We start from the raw sequence: 16,062 nt of genomic DNA, 5'->3' as shown, positions 1-16,062 counted from the left end.
CCCTGGACCCGATCGTCGACCGGATCCTTTCCTGCAACCCAAAGACCAGCCTTCCCATGACCCAGCTCGAAAAAGTCCTCTACACCGCCAAGGCCCACACCACCGGCGGCCGCGACGGCGCCTCGCGCACGGACGACGGCAAGCTCGACGTGCGCCTGTCCCCGCCCAGCGGTTCCGGTGCCGGCACCAACCCCGAGCAACTCTTCGCGGCCGGCTACTCGGCGTGCTTCCTCGGTGCCATGAAAGCCGTGGCGCCGAAGGTTGGCGTCACCCTGCCGGCCGATACGGCCATCGACGCCGAAGTCGACCTCGGCACCATCCCCAATGCCTACGGCATCGCGGTGCGCATGCGGGTGAGCCTGCCGGGCGTGGACCGCGACGCGGCGCAGAAGCTGCTGGACGCTGCGCACCAGGTCTGCCCCTACTCCAACGCCACCCGCGGCAATGTCGACGTGACCATCACGCCGGCCTGATTCAGGCGGCGGGGGTTGGCGCCCTGAGAATGCGGGCATGTCGCCATCCACCCATCCTTATGACGAGCTCACGCCCGACGTGGTGCTCGATGCGCTGGCCGCCATCGGCCTGCACGGCGACGGCCGCATCACCGCGTTGAGCTCGTACGAAAACCGGGTCTACCAGCTGCCGTTGGAAGAGTCCTGGCAAGGCCATGCGCAGGTGGTCGCCAAGTTCTACCGGCCCGGCCGCTGGAGCGACGCCGCCATCGACGAAGAGCACGCGTTCGCCGCCGAACTGGCGGCTGCCGAGGTGCCCGTGGTCGCGCCGCTGGTGCTGGCGGGACGCATGCGCCACCAGCACGCTGGATTTGCCTTCAGCGTCAGCCCGCGCCGCGGCGGCCGGCAACCGGAGCTGGAGGACCTGGAGGTGCTCGAATGGATCGGCCGCTTCCTGGCGCGCATCCACGTCGTCGGCGCGACCCGACCTTTCTCGGATCGACCGGCGCTCGACCTGCAGGGGTTCGGCACCGCCTCGCGCGACTGGCTGCTGTCGCACGACGCCGTTCCGCTGGACGTGCAAGGCCGCTGGCAACAGCGCTGCGACGAGGCGCTGCAGGCCATCGCCGAGCTGGCACCGGCGCTCGCAGGCGCCCCGGGCACCGGCATCGCCCAGCTGCGGGTGCACGGCGACTGCCACCCCGGCAACATCCTCTGGACGCCCGATGCAGGCCCGCACTTCGTCGACCTGGACGACGCCCGCACCGCGCCGGCGGTCCAGGACCTCTGGATGCTGCTGTCCGGCGAGCGCAGGCAGCGGCAGCAACAACTGGGCGCGGTGCTCGACGGCTATGAGCAGATGCGCGAATTCGACCGGCGCGAACTGGCCCTCATCGAACCGCTGCGGACCCTGCGGCTGATCCACTACAGCGCCTGGCTGGCGCGCCGATGGGACGACCCCGCGTTTCCGGCCGCCTTCCCGTGGTTCGGCAGCAGCGACTATTGGCAGGGTCAGGTGCAGATGCTGGAAGACCAGCTCGAGGCGATGCAGGAAGCCCCGATGGTGGCCTGATCGCCAGGCGCTAACGACGCGGCGGCGAAGGCGCGACCACCGCAGGCTCGACAACGGGCTGCGCCGCGCGCGGCTGCGGCTCGTGCAGCACGGTGCCGGCGCCGATGCCGACACCGGCGCGCGCGGGACCGCCGCCGATCGGCACCGAACCGCCGACCCCGGCACCGCCGACCACGCGTCCTCCCGAATCGACGCCCACGCCCACGCCGAATGGCCCGGCGCCGGTGCCCACGCCGGCGGACACCCCTCCAGAACCCAGCCCCACGCCGAGGGAGACGGGGCCGACCGGCACCCCCACCCCGAAGCCGACGCCGCCGGAGGCACAACCCAGCAGCAACGCCAGCACGGCACCCGCGCCGATCACGCGGGCAACGGGCCGGGCTCGAACAAGCGTGGCGCAGCGCAACATCACCCGCACATGCTAGCGGCGGCCCGCTGTGGGACGGGACCGCGAATCGAGATGCGGTGCGTCGCGGCCCTCACACCAGCAACGCGTTCACCCGCTTGACGTAGGCCGCCGGGTCTTCCGGCAGGCCGCCCTCGGCCAGCAGCGCCTGGTCGAACAGGATGTGCGCCAAGTCGTCGAAGTGCACCGATCCGTCGAGCTTTTTCACCAGCGGATGCGCCGGGTTCACTTCGAGCACCGGTTTCGTGTCGGGCAGCTTCTGGCCCGCCTGCCGGAGCATGCGCGCCAGCTGCAGGCTCATGCCACCATCGTGCGCCACCAGGCAGGCCGGTGAATCGACCAGGCGGCTGGTCACGCGCACGTCCTCGGCCCGATCCTTCAGCGCCAGCTTGAGCTTCTCCAGCACCGGCTTGAACGACTCGGCCGCTTCCTCGGCCGCCTTCTTCTCGGACTCGTCCTGCAGCTTGGAGGCATCGAACGCGCCCTTGGCCACCGACTGCATCGGCGTGCCGTCGAACTCGGTGAGGAAGTTCAAGGCCCACTCGTCCACCCGGTCGGTCATCAGCAGCACCTCGATACCCTTGGTGCGGAACACCTCGAGCTGCGGGCTGTTGCGGGCCGCGGCCAGCGTGTCGGCGGTGATGTAGTAGATGGCCTCCTGGCCTTCCTTCATGCGTGCCTTGTAGTCGGCCAGCGAGACGGTGGGCAGGTCGGATTGCGAGGACGCGAAGCGCAGCAGCTTGGCCAGGCGGTCGCGGTTGGCGGTGTCCTCGCCCAGGCCTTCCTTGAGCACCGCGCCGAATTCGGTCCAGAACCTGGCGTACTTGGCGCGCTCGTCGTCCGAGGCCGCTTCGTCCTTCTCGAGGCGGGCCAGTTCTTCCAGCATGGACAGCACGCGCTTGGTGGAACCTTCGCGGATGGTGCGCACGTCGCGGCTTTCCTGCAGCAGCTCGCGGCTCACGTTCAGCGGCAGGTCGGCCGAGTCGATGACGCCCTTGACGAAGCGCAGGTAGACCGGCATCAGGGCCTCGGCGTCGTCCATGATGAAGACGCGCTTGACGTACAGCTTGACGCCACCGCGCTTCTCGCGATTCCACAAATCGACCGGCGCGTGGGAGGGGATGTAGAGCAGCTGGGTGTACTCGCTGGCGCCTTCGACGCGGTTGTGCGACCAGGCCAGGGGCGGCTCCCAGTCGTGGCTGATCTGCTTGTAGAACTCCTGGTACTGCTCGGTGGTGACGTCCTTCTTGGGCCGGCTCCAGAGCGCGCTGGCCTTGTTGACGGTTTCCCACTCGTCGGTGAGCACCATCTCGCCGCCCTGGTTGTCCTCGCCCTCCTTCCACTCTTCCTTGCGCATCAGGATGGGCAGCGAGATGTGGTCGGAGTACTTGGCGATGATGGACTTGAGCTTCCAGGTCGAGAGATAGTCGGCCGCGTCTTCGCGCAGGTGCAGGATGACGCTGGTTCCGCGCTCGGCGCGGGTGATGTCCTCGACCTCGAAGTTGCCGGTGCCGTCGCTGATCCAGCGCACGCCCTGCTCCGGCGCAAGACCGGCGCGACGCGACTCGACCGTGATGCGGTCGGCCACGATGAAGCCCGAATAGAAGCCCACGCCGAATTGGCCGATCAGCTGTCCCTGCTCGGTGGCCGACGACTTCTGCTCGCCCGACAGCTTGTCGAGGAAGTCGCGCGTGCCGCTCTTGGCGATGGTGCCCAGGTGGTCGATGGCCTCCTGGCGCGACATGCCGATGCCGTTGTCGGTAATCGTCAACGTGCGCGCATCCTTGTCGAAGCCCACCCGCACCTCGAGGTTGGGCCGGTCTTCGTACAACGCCCCGTTCTCCAGCGCCTCGAAGCGCAGCTTGTCGCAGGCGTCGGACGCGTTGGAAACCAGCTCGCGCAGGAAGATTTCCTTGTTCGAGTAAAGCGAGTGGGTCACGAGGTGAAGCAGCTGGGCCACCTCGGCCTGGAAGTTCATGGTCTGTTTTTGGCTCATTTCTTGGCGTCTGTAGCGGGAAACCGCTGGCAATTGTGGGGCGGTCGGTGAAGTTTCAAGTTCCCTGACGGCCGCGCAGCGACTGGCCTGCGGCACGGGTCGCGGCCCGCCTGTCGCACCTGATCCTGCTACACGGTGGGCCGGCTGCAGCGGCGCGTGTCGCTGGCGGAACGATCAGGCGTGGTGGTCGACTTCGAAGCCCGTCCCGTGCGGGCCCTGGCCGCACGGCTGATGGGGTCCGGGCAGGCGATGCCGCGGGCCCGGGTTCGGCTGCGGATCAGCGGACGGGAGCTGCAAGCGGAGACCGGCCTGCACGGCGAGCTGTACCTGGAAGGCGTGCCGCCGGGCCGGCACGCCGGGCAATCGGAGGATGGCGGACTCCGTTGCCGGTTCGAGCTGACCGTGCCTGTTCAATCCGAGGTGCTGTTCGATGCGGGCGATCTGTGGTGCGGGCCGAGCTGAAACTCCGCCGCCGTGCTTCTCAGAACCGCTCGTCCGGCCCCAGGTAGCGCCATTGCCCCAGCGGCAACTGGCCCAGCGTCACCGCGCCGATGCGCACGCGCTTGAGGCCCATGACCTTCAATCCGACCAACTCGCACATGCGGCGGATCTGGCGCTTGCGGCCTTCGGTCAGCACGAAGCGCAATTGCTCAGGGTTCTGCCAATCGACCCGGGCGGGCTTCAGCGGCCGACCATCGAGGCTGAGCCCGTGGCGCAGCTTCGCCAGCGCGGCCGGTGGCACGAGCGGCTGCACGCCCACGGTGGCCTCGCCCCAGGCCACGCGCACCAGGTACTCCTTCTCGACGGTGGAGTCCTCCCCGATCAGGCGACGGGCCACCCGGCCGTCTTGCGTGAGCACCAGCAGGCCGGTGGAGTCGATGTCCAGCCGGCCCGCGGGTGCCAGGCCGCGCAGTTGCCCGGGCGAGAACCGCTGCCGGGAGGCATCACCGCGCCAGTGCGAGCGCGCCTGGACCAACGCGGCCGCGGGTTGGTAGCCGTCCTCGGCCTGCCCACTGACATAGCCCACCGGCTTGTGCAGCAGGATGGTGACCTGCTCCTGCTGGTGCCCGCGCGCTGCCGGATCGATGTCGATCCGGGCGCCGGGCGCTACCTGCACGCCGATGCCGGCGACGCGTCCGTCCACCCGAACCCATCCGCGCGCGATCCACTCGTCCGCTTCACGACGCGAGCACAACCCGAGTTCGGCCATGCGCTTGTTCAGCCGGGTGGTGGGAGCGTGGGTGTCGGACATCGGTGCAGCGGGTGGGGCGGCGATTATCGACGCGGCGAGCCCACACCTTTCGCATGCGGCAAACCCTAGGTCTTTCCGCTTAAACGGCCGCTACATTCGCGCGCCTGTACAACGCCAGGCTTCCAGGCCCTTCGACCGTGAACACCAGCCCAAGCACACCAGCGCCGCCGCCCTTGTCGAAAACTTCCGGGGGCACGCGACAGCCCAGGAAAGACGTGCGCGGCGCGGGCACGCAAGGACCCGGGACGCGCATCGCCGGCAATGCGGCCATCGGCGCCCTGTCGGTGGGCACCTGGTTCGGCAGCAGCTTCGCCCTGGCCAACTGGCTGCGGGCCGCCGGCCCGCCGCACGCCAAGGTGCTCGCCGGATTCGCGCTGCCAATGGCCGGATTCACGAGCGGATTGACCGAACACGCGCTGCGCGAATGGAGCGGCGTGCGCGCCACCCCGCCCCAGCAGCCCTCGCTGGCTCACGATGCCGTTCCTTCGCTCATCTTCTTCACGGTCAACGCCGGCTACCACGGGCTGAGGCTGCCGGCGTTCCCCGCCACCACGCCCGCCGGCGCGGCCGTGACGCTGGGGCTGTCGCTGGCCGCCACCGGACTGGCCGGCGCGGCGACCGAGGCCGTCGCCCAGGCCTCGCGGACCACGCCGGTCTCCGCCGAGGCGACGCGCGCCTCCAACCCGGACGGTTTTCGCACCGGCATCGGCCGTGCCAACGGCCTGCTGCCGCTTGCACTGCTGGGCCAGTGCACCGGCGCACTGGCGATGCGCGGCCCGCCTCCGCCCAGCCGGGCCAGGAGCCTGGCACTGACCAGCAGCGCCGTCGCCGCCTTCGGCTGGACCTTTCGCCGGGTACTGGCGCCCGGCGAGTCCGGCGAAGCGCCAGCTCACGCGCCTGACACATGAGCTAGGTCAAGGTATAGGTGTTAGCGGCATGCACGAAGACGATGGCAGCCGCTAGGATTCCGCCCCTCAAAGTACTGGAGACCCCATGAGAAAGTTCATCACGGCACTCATCCCCCTTGCGGCTGCGGTCGCGTTCGGCGCCAGCGCGCAAACCAACTTCCCGGTCAAGGACCGCCCCGTCACCCTGGTCGTGCCGTTCGTGGCCGGCGGCCCCACCGACCGGGTGGCTCGCGACCTGGCTGAAGCCATGCGCAAGACCCTGGGCACCACCGTCGTGGTCGAGAACGCGGCCGGCGCGGGCGGCTCGATCGGCGCCAACAAGGTCGCCAAGGCCAACAACGACGGCCACACGCTCCTGCTGCACCACATCGGCATGGCGACCATGCCGTCACTGGTGCGCAACATCCCCTTCAAGGTCGAAAGCGACTTCGAGTACCTGGGCATGGTCAACGACGTGCCCATGACCCTGATCGCCCGCCCCAACCTGCCGGCCAACAACATGAAGGAACTGCAGGCCTGGATTTCGCAGAACAAAGGCAAGATCAACCTGGGCAATGCGGGCGTGGGCTCGGCATCGCACCTGTGCGGGCTGCTGTTCCAGGAAGCCGTCGGCGTGGAGATGACCACGGTTCCCTACAAAGGCACCGCGCCGGCCATCACTGACTTGATCGGCGGCCAGATCGACCTGCTGTGCGACCAGACCACCAACACCACGTCGCAGATCGAGGGCAAGAAGGTCAAGGCCTTCGCGGTCACCACCGCCAAGCGCCTGTCGCCGCCCGCGCTGAAGGACCTGCCGACCATGCAGGAGTCCGGCCTGAAGGACTTCCAGGTCACCATCTTCCACGGCCTGTACGCGCCCAAGGGAACGCCGGCCGACGTTCAGCGCAAGCTCAATGAAGCGCTGAAGGGCGCGCTGAAGGACTCGGACTTCATCAAAAAGCAGGAAGGCCTGGGCGCCGTGGTGGTCACCGACAAGCGCATGGAGCCGGCCGAGCACAAGCGCTTCGTGGCCGAGGAAATCGCCAAGTGGAGCCCGATCATCAAAAAGGCCGGGGTCTACGCGGACTGACGTCGCGCGGGCATCGCACCCTCATGGAAAAGCCGCCCTCGAGGCGGCTTTTTCTTGGTTGCACCGCCGTGGCTAGACGCCCCAGACGATCTCGCGGCCGGCTTTTTCGCAGCGGCGCAGCATGTCGATGAAGGGCACGGCGCGCTGCCGCAGGCCGATGGCTTCGAACTTGGGCTCGGGCTCGCCGCTGGCGCGGGCCTCCTCGATGGCGGCCTTCTGCCGGGCCTCCTCGTCCTGGATGGCACGCTCGATCGCCATCACCGCCGGCCCCATCTCGTGCGGCTGGATGATGCCGGTGGGTGCCGGATCCTTGCCGATGATTTCGAGCACGCGCCGGCCGTTGGGCTCCAGCATGATCAGGTCGCCCGCCGCTTTGGATTTGAATTTGTACAACATGCCCTCAACGGTACATGTACTCGCGGTTGAACGGGTACGTGGATTGGGCGCCGCGCAGGGATCCGGTGTTCAAGTCGGCGTCGGGCCGCGCGGCGAGGATCTGGTGCAAGGAGATCCAGCCGCGCTCGAAAGTCATGGCACAGCCGGCCAGGTAGAGGCGGTAGGCCCGCAGGATCTTCTGTCCCCGCTGCTCGTCGCCGCTGCTGGCCTTGAGCACCTGCTCCGCGTCCTTCAGCTGCGCTTCGAGCGCATCGGACCAGGCCCACAGGGTGCGCGCGTAATGCGGCCGCAGGTTCTCGGTGTCGAGCATCTCCAGGCTGGAGAGCGACAGCTCGCGCAACACATGGCTCACGTGCAGCAGTTCGCCACCCGGGAAGATGTACTTCTCGATGAACTCCCCCATGCCGGCGCCCAGCTGTCCCGGCTCGATGCCGCCCGCCGTGATGCCGTGGTTCATCACCAGGCCACCGGGCTTGAGCAGGCGCAAGATCTTGCCGAAGTACACGCCCATGTTCACCTGGCCCACGTGCTCGAACATGCCGACCGAGGCGATCTTGTCGTAGCCGTGCGACTCATCGAGCTCGCGGTAGTCGCGCAGCTCCATGCGCACGCGTCCCTGGAGCTTCTTCTGCTCGATGAGCCGGCTGACGTACGCGTGCTGGTTGCGCGAGAGCGTGATGCCGTGCGCCTGCACACCATAGTTCTCGGCGGCCCAGAGCAGCAGGCCACCCCAGCCGGCACCGATGTCGAGGAAACGCTCGCCCTCGCGCAGCATCAGCTTGCGGCAAATGTGGTCGAGCTTGGCTTCTTGCGCTTCGGGCAGCGACGCGTCGGGCGTGCGGAAATAGGCGCAGGAGTACACGCGGCGCGGGTCCAGCCACAGCGCATAGAAATCATCGGAGACGTCGTAATGGAACTGGATCTGCGCGGCGTCGCGCTGGGGCGTGTGCGAGACCAGCGAACGGGTGCGGCGCAAGACCTGGGTCCACCAGCTGGTGTCGCTCGCCACCGGGGTGCCCGGGAGCAGATGGGCCGCGGCCAGCATCAGGTCGCGCATGCTGCCTTCGAACTGCACGCGACCCTCGACGATGTCCTCGGCCACCTTGCCGATCTGCCCGGCACCCAGGGTGGCGATGCTCGACCAGTCCGAGAAGGTCAGCCTCACATCCGGGTCGGCATGGCCGACTTGAGCACCACCGGGCAGCCGAAGAGCTACCCGGACGGGCGCGCCCTCCAGGCGCGGCGCGATCTTGCGTGCAAGAGCTTCCATGAAGCCGATTCTTGCCACGCGTCTGGTGCACCGTCAATGGCTCGGCTGTAGGACGGCCGCCCATTCGCAACGGATCGACTGTTCGGGTCAAATTTGTTTAGACTTCAACAATTCAGGCATTTTGAGGACTGCGCATGGACATGGAAGCGCGCGCGCACAGCGAACATCCCGAGGCCTTGCGCCTGTGGCTACGGCTGCTGACCTGCACCCAGCTGGTCGAAAAGGACGTGCGTTCGCGCTTGCGCGAACAGTTCGCGACGACCCTGCCCCGGTTCGATCTCATGGCGCAGCTCGAACGTGCCCCCGAGGGCCTGAAGATGAACGAGTTGTCGCGCCGCATGATGGTCACCGGAGGCAACGTGACCGGCATCACCGACCAGCTTGCCGCCGAAGGCCTGGTGGATCGGGTGGACGTGGCCGGCGATCGGCGCGCCTGGCGGGTGCGCCTCACGCCGCGAGGACGCAAGCTGTTCCACGAGATGGCGCGCGAGCACGAAAGCTGGATCGTCTCGGCTTTTGCCAGTTTGAGCGACAAGGAAATCGCCACGCTGTACCGCCTGCTTGGCAAAGTGAAGGACGACGCGCGCGCCGCACTCGACGCGCCGCAGGCCTGACCGATAGGGAGACCCGCCGATGACTGCCCACACCGACCGCTTCGTCCACGACCGCCTGCCGCCGCCCGGGCAGTGTCCGCAGCGTCTCTACGATGCGCCCGAACTGGCCTTCCCGCCGCGCCTCAACCTGGTGGAGGAGTTGCTGGACAAGGCCGCGGCCAAGGGTTTCGCCGACCGGCCGCTGCTGCGCTCGCCGCGCATCGTGCTGAGCTATGGCGAGGTGCGCGAGCGTGTCGACCGCATCGCCCGGGTGCTGGTCGAAGACCTCGGCCTGGCGCCTGGCAATCGCGTGCTGCTGCGCGGCGGCAACTCGATCGGGATGGCCCTGGCGTGGCTGGCCGTGGTGAAGGCCGGGCTGGTGGCCGTGGCGACCATGCCGCTGCTGCGTGCACGCGAGCTTGGAGACATCATCGACAAGGCCCAGCCCTGCGCGGCCTTGTGCGACATCCACCTGCTGGACGAACTGGAGGAAGCGCGTCGCACGCGGCCCATGCTGCAGACGGTGGTTTCCTTCAACGCGCCCACCGAGCCGGGCTCGCTCGCCGTGCGTGCGGCCGCAAAGCCAGGAGGCTTCACCGCCTGCCCGACCGATGCCGACGACATCGCCCTGCTGGCCTTCACCTCCGGCACCACCGGCCAGCCGAAAGCCGCGGCGCATTCGCACCGCGACGTGCTGGCCGCGTGCGAATGCTGGCCCCGGCACGTGCTGCGCGCCACCCCCGACGACATCGTGATCGGCTCGCCCCCGCTGGCCTTCACCTTCGGGCTGGGTGGGCTGCTGGTCTTCCCGATGTGGGCCGGCGCCTCGGTGTACTTCCCGCAAGGGCCCTACACGCCCGAAAACATGGTGCGGCAGATCGGCGAGGTGGGGGCCACCATCTGCTACACGGCCCCCACCTTCTACCGGCAGATGGCTCCGTTCGCGCGCGAGCACGGCGTAGGCCGGCTGCGCATCTGCGTCAGTGCGGGCGAAGGGCTGCCCGACGCCACCCGGCAGTTATGGAAGGAGGCCAGCGGCATCGAGATGACCGACGGCATCGGCGCCACCGAGATGTTCCACATCTTCATTTCTTCGGCGCCCGAGCAGGTGCGGCGCGGCGCCATCGGACAGGTGGTGCCCGGCTACCAGGCCAAGGTGGTGGACGATGAGGGCCGCGAGCTGCCGCGCGGCGAGGTCGGCAAGCTGGCGGTGATTGGCCCCACCGGCTGCCGCTACCTCGACGATCCCCGCCAGGCCAACTACGTGAAGCAGGGCTGGAACTATCCCGGCGATGCCTTCATGCAGGACGCCGACGGCTACTTCTTCTACCAGGCCCGGGCCGACGACATGATCATCAGCGCCGGCTACAACATCGCCGGCCCCGAGGTCGAGGACGTGCTGCTGCGGCATCCCGCCGTGGCCGAATGCGGCGTGATCGGCAAGCCCGACGACGAGCGCGGCATGGTCGTCAAGGCCTTCTGCGTGCTGCGCGCCGGCCACGTCGGTGACGCGGCCCTGGTCAAGGCCCTGCAGGACCACGTGAAGGCCAGCATCGCCCCGTACAAGTACCCGCGCGAGATCGATTTCGTCGCCAGCCTGCCGCGCACCGAGACGGGGAAGTTGCAACGGTTCAAGCTGCGGCAGGACGTCTAGGGGCTGAGTTGGGGGGGGGTTAGAAGCCCCAGCCCCCGAACCCTCGACCCCTGGATAATTCCCCCATGCCTGCCTATTCCTTCGAAGCCCTCGACAGCCAGGGCGCGACCCGCAAAGGCGTGATGGAGGCCGACACCGTGAAGGCCGCGCGCAGCCTGCTGCGGGCGCAGGCGCTGGTGCCGATCCAGGTGACGCCGGTACAGGGCGGCAACGACCCCCGCGCCGGCCTGGCCGCGCGCTGGATGACGCGACCGGTGTTCACCGCCACCACCCTCACCGTCTGGACGCGGCAGCTGGCCGGACTGGTGTCCTCCGGCCTGACCATCGAGCGCGCCCTCACCGCCCTGGCCGACGAGGCCGACGACGAGCGCATGCGTGGCCTGGTGGCGGCGCTGCGGGCCGAGGTCAATGCCGGTTCGCCCTTCGGCAAGGCGCTCGCGCAGTTTCCGCGCGAGTTCTCCGACGTGTACGTGGCGGTGGTCGGCGCCGGCGAGCAGAGCGGCCAGCTCGGCACGGTGCTGGAACGGCTGGCCGACGACCTGGAAAACCGCCAGGCCCTCAAGGCGAAGTTGATCGGCGCGGCGCTGTACCCGGCCATCGTCACGCTGGTGGCCATCGTGATCGTGATCTTCCTGGTGAGCTACGTGGTGCCGCAGGTCGCCAACGTGTTCGCCGGCACCAAGCGCGCGCTGCCCTTCCTCACCTCGGCCATGCTGAGCGTGAGCGCCGGGGTGCGTGAATATGGCTGGCTGATGCTCGGGATCCTGGTGGCCGCTGCAGTGGCGCTGCGGCTGGCGCTGCGCAACCCCGGCTTTCGCGAACGCTTCGACGCCAGCTGGCTCACGCTGCCGCTGGTCGGGCGCCTGGCACGAGGCTACAACGCCGCGCGCTTCGCCAGCACCCTGGCCATGCTGGCCGGCGCGGGCGTGCCCATCCTGAAGGCCCTGCAGGCAGCCGGCGAGACGCTCAACAACCGGGCCATGCGGGCCGATGCGATGGACGCCCTGGTGCTGGTGCGTGAAGGCGCGCCGCTGGCCTCGGCCCTGGCGCAGAAGAAGCGCTTCCCGGGTCTGTTGTCCATGTTCGCCCGCCTGGGCGAACAGACCGGCCAGCTGCCGGTGATGCTGCAGCGCGCTGCCGTGCAGCTGGGCACCGAGGTGCAGCGCCGCGCGATGCAGATGGCGACCATCCTGGAGCCGCTGCTGATCGTGGGCATGGGCCTGGTGGTCATGCTGATCGTGCTGGCGGTGCTGATGCCCATCATCCAGTTGAACCAGTGGGTTCGGTGATGGGAGCGAGCCTGCAGGACAAGCTGGTGGTGGCGATCTCGTCGCGTGCGCTGTTCGACTTCGAGGAGGAGAACCGCATCTTCGAGAGCGGCGACCCCGGTGCCTACATGGCGCTGCAGCTGCAGCGACTGGAGCTGCCGGCGCGCCCGGGCATCGCGTTTTCATTGATCAAGAAGCTGCTGGCCTTCAACGATGCGGGGGCGCAGCGGGTGGCGGTGGTGATCCTGTCACGCAACGACCCGGTGTCGGGCATGCGCATCTTCCGCTCGGGCCACGCCAACCAGATCAAGCTCGAGCGCGGGGTGTTCACGCAGGGACGACCGCCCTTCCGCTACCTGCGGCCCCTGGGCGCGCACCTGTTCCTCTCGGCCAATGCCGAGGACGTGCGCGAGGCGCTGAATGCCGGCTTCCCGGCGGCGCGGGTGCTCACCGAATCGGTGCTGGCCGGCAACAACTACCCGGACGAGGTCCGCATCGCTTTCGACGGCGACGCCGTGCTGTTCTCGGACGAGGCCGAGCAGGTGTTCCAGTCGCAGGGGCTCGACGCCTTCCAGCAGCACGAACTGAGCAAGGCGACGCAGCCCCTGCCGGAAGGCCCGTTCAAGCCCCTCCTGGTGGCGCTGCACCGGCTGCAGCTGGCCGGCACGCCGGCCATGAAGATCCGCACGGCGCTGGTCACGGCCCGCAGCGCACCCGCGCACGAGCGGGCGATCCGTACCCTGATGAACTGGCGGATCCAGGTGGACGAGGCCATGTTCCTGGGCGGCCTGCCCAAGGGCGAGTTCCTGCGCGAGTTCGAGCCCGACTTCTTCTTCGACGACCAGACCGGCCATGTGATGCACGCGGCCCGCCACGTGCCCGCGGGCCACGTGGCGGCGGGCATCGTCAATCGCTGAGGGACAGGCCGAGTTCGGCGTCGCTGGCGCTGCGGCTCCACTTGTCGCGCGGCGGCCAGGGACGATCGCTCCAGTGCGGCTCGAAGACGAACGATGAACGCTCCCGCCCGGGCAGCAACGCACCGTTGCCCGCGCCCTTGGCGTAGTCGTAGTAGAGCTTGATGATTTCCTCGCGGCTGACCTGTTGCGCCGCCGGATGCCGCAGGCAGGCCTCGCGCCAGTCGCGCACGCGGTCGAAGCGGGCGTCGGCCGGCAGGTCGAACTCCTCGTAGTACTCGAGGAACCAGAAGCGCATGAACAGGGGCGTGAACACGGCCTCGGCCCAGCCGAAGTTTTCGAACAGGTAGGTGGTCCGCGGGGCCTGCGCCACCAGGAACTCGTCGATCCGCGCGAACTGCTCCAGCATGCGCTGGCGCAACGGCTCGCGGCGCTGCGGGTCCTGGTTCATGACGAAGGCGTAGCCGGCGTTGGCGAAGTCGCCCTCGAGGCGCACGAGCATGTTCTCGACGGCGCGGCGGTAGGGGTCGCGCTGGGCCACCGCAGGGTCGGGCCAGAGGTCCTCGATGAACTGCATCAGCACCAGGCTTTCCTTGAGGATGCGCCCGCCGGGCAGCTCCATGATGGGGAGCGCCGTGCTGCCGCGCGACTTGGCCAGCAGCTCAGGCGGCCGGGGCTGGGTGATGTCGACCACCTCGAAGCGCACTTTCGAGCGCGCTTCCTTGAGCGCGAGCAGGATCTCGAGGCGCTGCGAGAAGGGGCAGACCGGGATGTGATAGACGGTGAACTCGGCGGTGGTGTCCATGGCCGTTCCATCATAGGCCGCAGCCCCCGCGCCGCGTGCAGGGTGCTCAGGGCACGCGGCTGGACAGCGAGAGGGCCCGCGCGCACGACTGGCACATGGCCGCGAAGGCTTGGGCGATCGCTGAGAGCGGCGGCTCGCGCCGGTGCACGACGCAGATGTCGTAGCGCGGTGACGCCTCGCGCAACCGCAAAACCTTGAGACCCGCGCCGAGCAGGCTGCCGTGCATCAGCACGGCGGGCACCATCGCGAGCCAATCGGTGCCTCGTACCAGCGCCGCCAGCTGGGTCAGCGAATCGCAGGTGGCCGCGATGCGGGGGGCCGCCAGCCCCTGGTCGGCGTGGTAGCGGCCGATGCTGCCGCCGGGCCGGCCGGGGGCGCCCATCAGCACCCACTCGGCGCCGACCAGCTGCTGGATGGAACGCGCCGCCAGCAGCGGATGGCCCTCGCGCGCGATCACCACCAGGTCGCTGCGGTAGAGCGGCACGCCGACCAGTCCGGCCCCCAGCCCCTCCGCCGGGATGGCGGTCACCGCCAGCTCGATCGCGCCCTGCTCCAGCGCCGACTCCATGGCCTCGTAGACGCCGCCCTGCAACTTCAGGCGCACCTGCGGGAATCGCGCATGGAAGTCGGGGACGACCCGGTGCAGCAGCAAGGCCGTGGGTGTCGGCCCCAGGCCCACCGACAGGGTGGCGATGGCGCTGTCACGTGCCTGCTCGGCCTCCTGCACGAGCTGGGCCGCCTGCCTTTCGATCAGCACGGCGCGCTCGTACACCTGGCGCCCGACCTCCGTCAGGCACACACCCTGCGGCGTGCGCTCGACCAGCCGGGCCTGCAGGCTTTCCTCCAGCGATTGCAGGCTGGTGGTGAGCCCGGCCTGCGACACCCCCAGTTCGCGCGCGGCGCCGCGCAGGCTGCCGAAGCGGACGATGGCGATGAGGGTGCGAAGCTGCTGCAGCGTCACGCCAGCGGAACCGCGCCGATCAGTCGACCTTCAGGCCGATGTCCTGCACCAGCTTGCCCCAGCGCTGGGACTCGCCCTGCATCATGGCGGCGTACTGCTCGGGCGTGCTGCCGATCGGGAACACGCCCATCGACAACAAGCGGTCGCCGACGGCGCGCACGGCCTTGGAGGCCTCCTGCTGCAGCCGGGCGACCACGGGGGCGGGGGTGCCGGCCTTGACCACCATGCCGAACCACGGCCCGGTCTCCCAGCCAGGGAAGCCGGAGTCGGCGAGCGTGGGAATGTCGGGGAAGCTGGGGTGCCGTTCGCGGCTGGTGACCGCCAGCGCCCGCACCTTGCCCGAGCGGGCCAGCTGCCCGCCCTGGGCGAGGGTGTCGAACATCATGTGCACGCGGCCGGTGGCCAGGTCCTGCACCACCTCGGTGGCGCCCTTGTAGGGCACATGCGTCAGGCGAAGGCCCGAGCGGCTCTTGAACAGCTCGCCGGCCAGGTGGCCGGAGGTGCCGTTGCCGGGCGAGCCGAAGAACAGCGGTTCGGGCCGGGCCTTGGCCAGCTGGATCAGGCCGGCCACGTCACGCACCGGCAGCTCGGGACTGACCACCAGCAGGTTCGGTGTGCGGGCCAGTTCGGCGACCGGCATGAAGTCCTTCTGCGGGTCGTAACTGAGCTTGCGGAAGATGTGCGGGTTGACCGCATCGGTGCCGATGTGGTTCATGAACACGGTGTAGCCGTCGGCCGGCGCCCGCAGCACTTCGGCGGCGCCGATCTGGCCACTGCCGCCGGGCTTTTGTTCGACCACCACGGGCTGTCCCATGCTCTCGGACATCTTCTGGCCGACCATGCGCGCCAGCGTGTCGGTGAAGCCGCCCGGGAAGGGGATGACGATGCGGATCGTCCGCTCGGGGTATGCCTGGGCCCGTGCGGCGAGCGGCGCCAGGGGCAGCACGGGTGCGGCGAGCATGCCGGCGATCGCCCGGCGTCGGTTCAGGTTCATGGATGTCTCCTTGTTCTGGTGGGTTGTGATTCGAGCACACGGACTGTCC

At 68.9% G+C, this 16,062-nt stretch carries 17 protein-coding genes; 9 read left to right on the top strand and 8 right to left on the bottom strand.

The window, feature by feature from the left end; genetic code table 11:
• The first annotated feature begins 56 nt into the window (after positions 1-56).
• Positions 57-473 carry an organic hydroperoxide resistance protein gene (locus tag JI739_RS20745; RefSeq protein ID WP_201685910.1) on the top strand — a complete coding sequence of 139 codons (417 nt, stop codon included), beginning with the start codon at positions 57-59 and terminating at the stop codon, positions 471-473.
• A gap of 37 nt (positions 474-510) precedes the next feature.
• A complete protein-coding gene (locus tag JI739_RS20740) occupies positions 511-1,524 on the top strand; it encodes a serine/threonine protein kinase (RefSeq protein WP_201685909.1) in 1,014 nt (337 codons plus the stop codon).
• Between the two features lie 10 nt (positions 1,525-1,534).
• On the opposite strand, the gene JI739_RS20735 is transcribed toward JI739_RS20740, so the two are convergent.
• Positions 1,535-1,933: a hypothetical protein gene (locus JI739_RS20735; protein ID WP_201685908.1), complete on the bottom strand. Its 399-nt coding sequence runs from the start codon at positions 1,931-1,933 to the stop codon at positions 1,535-1,537.
• Between the two features lie 70 nt (positions 1,934-2,003).
• On the bottom strand, positions 2,004-3,926 hold the full coding sequence (htpG, locus tag JI739_RS20730) for a molecular chaperone HtpG (protein ID WP_201685907.1): 1,923 nt from the start codon (positions 3,924-3,926) through the stop codon (positions 2,004-2,006).
• A gap of 135 nt (positions 3,927-4,061) precedes the next feature.
• Here htpG and JI739_RS20725 point away from each other — a divergent pair, with 135 nt between their 5' ends.
• Positions 4,062-4,388 (top strand): hypothetical protein, encoded by a 327-nt coding sequence (locus tag JI739_RS20725; RefSeq protein ID WP_201685906.1) that lies wholly within the window; start codon positions 4,062-4,064, stop codon positions 4,386-4,388.
• A 19-nt stretch (positions 4,389-4,407) separates the two neighbouring features.
• Here the strand turns inward: JI739_RS20725 and JI739_RS20720 are convergent, their stop codons facing one another.
• Positions 4,408-5,178 (bottom strand): pseudouridine synthase, encoded by a 771-nt coding sequence (locus tag JI739_RS20720; RefSeq protein ID WP_201685905.1) that lies wholly within the window; start codon positions 5,176-5,178, stop codon positions 4,408-4,410.
• 137 nt (positions 5,179-5,315) lie between these two features.
• Between JI739_RS20720 and JI739_RS20715 the strand changes: the two genes are divergently transcribed.
• Complete coding sequence (locus tag JI739_RS20715; protein WP_201685904.1) at positions 5,316-6,086, top strand: hypothetical protein; 771 nt, start codon at positions 5,316-5,318, stop codon at positions 6,084-6,086.
• 85 nt (positions 6,087-6,171) lie between these two features.
• Positions 6,172-7,158 carry a tripartite tricarboxylate transporter substrate-binding protein gene (locus JI739_RS20710; protein ID WP_201685903.1) on the top strand — a complete coding sequence of 329 codons (987 nt, stop codon included), beginning with the start codon at positions 6,172-6,174 and terminating at the stop codon, positions 7,156-7,158.
• Between the two features lie 72 nt (positions 7,159-7,230).
• Here the strand turns inward: JI739_RS20710 and JI739_RS20705 are convergent, their stop codons facing one another.
• Entirely contained in the window at positions 7,231-7,554 is a 324-nt protein-coding gene (locus tag JI739_RS20705) for a DUF1840 domain-containing protein (RefSeq protein ID WP_201685902.1), read from the bottom strand.
• A 4-nt stretch (positions 7,555-7,558) separates the two neighbouring features.
• Positions 7,559-8,824 (bottom strand): class I SAM-dependent methyltransferase, encoded by a 1,266-nt coding sequence (locus JI739_RS20700; protein ID WP_201685901.1) that lies wholly within the window; start codon positions 8,822-8,824, stop codon positions 7,559-7,561.
• Between the two features lie 134 nt (positions 8,825-8,958).
• On the opposite strand from JI739_RS20700, the gene JI739_RS20695 reads away from it, so the two are divergent.
• From JI739_RS20695 to JI739_RS20680, 4 genes are all read left to right on the top strand, one after another.
• Entirely contained in the window at positions 8,959-9,438 is a 480-nt protein-coding gene (locus JI739_RS20695) for a MarR family winged helix-turn-helix transcriptional regulator (RefSeq protein WP_201685900.1), read from the top strand.
• Between the two features lie 19 nt (positions 9,439-9,457).
• Positions 9,458-11,071, top strand: coding sequence for an AMP-binding protein (locus JI739_RS20690; protein ID WP_201685899.1), 1,614 nt, complete (start codon positions 9,458-9,460; stop codon positions 11,069-11,071).
• Between the two features lie 65 nt (positions 11,072-11,136).
• Positions 11,137-12,360, top strand: coding sequence for a type II secretion system inner membrane protein GspF (gene gspF / locus JI739_RS20685; RefSeq protein WP_201685898.1), 1,224 nt, complete (start codon positions 11,137-11,139; stop codon positions 12,358-12,360).
• The gene (locus tag JI739_RS20680; protein ID WP_201685897.1) at positions 12,360-13,256 is read left to right on the top strand and encodes a 5'-nucleotidase; all 897 of its coding nucleotides are present in this window, start codon (positions 12,360-12,362) and stop codon (positions 13,254-13,256) included. Before gspF ends, JI739_RS20680 begins: the two co-directional genes overlap by 1 nt.
• Here JI739_RS20680 and JI739_RS20675 read toward each other — a convergent pair.
• The 3 genes from JI739_RS20675 to JI739_RS20665 are packed head-to-tail and all read right to left on the bottom strand — an operon-like array spanning position 13,246 to position 16,013.
• On the bottom strand, positions 13,246-14,058 hold the full coding sequence (locus JI739_RS20675; RefSeq protein WP_201685896.1) for a glutathione S-transferase family protein: 813 nt from the start codon (positions 14,056-14,058) through the stop codon (positions 13,246-13,248). The genes JI739_RS20680 and JI739_RS20675 overlap by 11 nt on opposite strands.
• 46 nt (positions 14,059-14,104) lie before the next feature.
• Entirely contained in the window at positions 14,105-15,019 is a 915-nt protein-coding gene (locus JI739_RS20670; protein ID WP_201685895.1) for a LysR family transcriptional regulator, read from the bottom strand.
• 19 nt (positions 15,020-15,038) lie between these two features.
• A complete protein-coding gene (locus JI739_RS20665; protein ID WP_201685894.1) occupies positions 15,039-16,013 on the bottom strand; it encodes a Bug family tripartite tricarboxylate transporter substrate binding protein in 975 nt (324 codons plus the stop codon).
• Positions 16,014-16,062: the final 49 nt, after the last annotated feature.

The sequence above is a fragment of the Ramlibacter aurantiacus genome (assembly GCF_016722895.1).
Classification (GTDB): domain Bacteria; phylum Pseudomonadota; class Gammaproteobacteria; order Burkholderiales; family Burkholderiaceae_C; genus Ramlibacter; species Ramlibacter aurantiacus.
This window is presented reverse-complemented; position numbering and strand designations above follow the sequence as displayed.

Bases quoted from the DNA above. Each gene is read 5' to 3' on its own strand.
- JI739_RS20745 (WP_201685910.1), top strand. From the start codon at position 57: ATGACCCAGCTCGAAAAAGTCCTCTACACCGCCAAGGCCCACACCACC.
- JI739_RS20740 (WP_201685909.1), top strand. From the start codon at position 511: ATGTCGCCATCCACCCATCCTTATGACGAGCTCACGCCCGACGTGGTG.
- JI739_RS20735 (WP_201685908.1), bottom strand. From the start codon at position 1,933: ATGTTGCGCTGCGCCACGCTTGTTCGAGCCCGGCCCGTTGCCCGCGTG.
- htpG (WP_201685907.1), bottom strand. From the start codon at position 3,926: ATGAGCCAAAAACAGACCATGAACTTCCAGGCCGAGGTGGCCCAGCTG.
- JI739_RS20720 (WP_201685905.1), bottom strand. From the start codon at position 5,178: ATGTCCGACACCCACGCTCCCACCACCCGGCTGAACAAGCGCATGGCC.
- JI739_RS20710 (WP_201685903.1), top strand. From the start codon at position 6,172: ATGAGAAAGTTCATCACGGCACTCATCCCCCTTGCGGCTGCGGTCGCG.
- JI739_RS20705 (WP_201685902.1), bottom strand. From the start codon at position 7,554: ATGTTGTACAAATTCAAATCCAAAGCGGCGGGCGACCTGATCATGCTG.
- JI739_RS20700 (WP_201685901.1), bottom strand. From the start codon at position 8,824: ATGGAAGCTCTTGCACGCAAGATCGCGCCGCGCCTGGAGGGCGCGCCC.
- JI739_RS20695 (WP_201685900.1), top strand. From the start codon at position 8,959: ATGGACATGGAAGCGCGCGCGCACAGCGAACATCCCGAGGCCTTGCGC.
- JI739_RS20690 (WP_201685899.1), top strand. From the start codon at position 9,458: ATGACTGCCCACACCGACCGCTTCGTCCACGACCGCCTGCCGCCGCCC.
- gspF (WP_201685898.1), top strand. From the start codon at position 11,137: ATGCCTGCCTATTCCTTCGAAGCCCTCGACAGCCAGGGCGCGACCCGC.
- JI739_RS20680 (WP_201685897.1), top strand. From the start codon at position 12,360: ATGGGAGCGAGCCTGCAGGACAAGCTGGTGGTGGCGATCTCGTCGCGT.
- JI739_RS20675 (WP_201685896.1), bottom strand. From the start codon at position 14,058: ATGGACACCACCGCCGAGTTCACCGTCTATCACATCCCGGTCTGCCCC.
- JI739_RS20665 (WP_201685894.1), bottom strand. From the start codon at position 16,013: ATGAACCTGAACCGACGCCGGGCGATCGCCGGCATGCTCGCCGCACCC.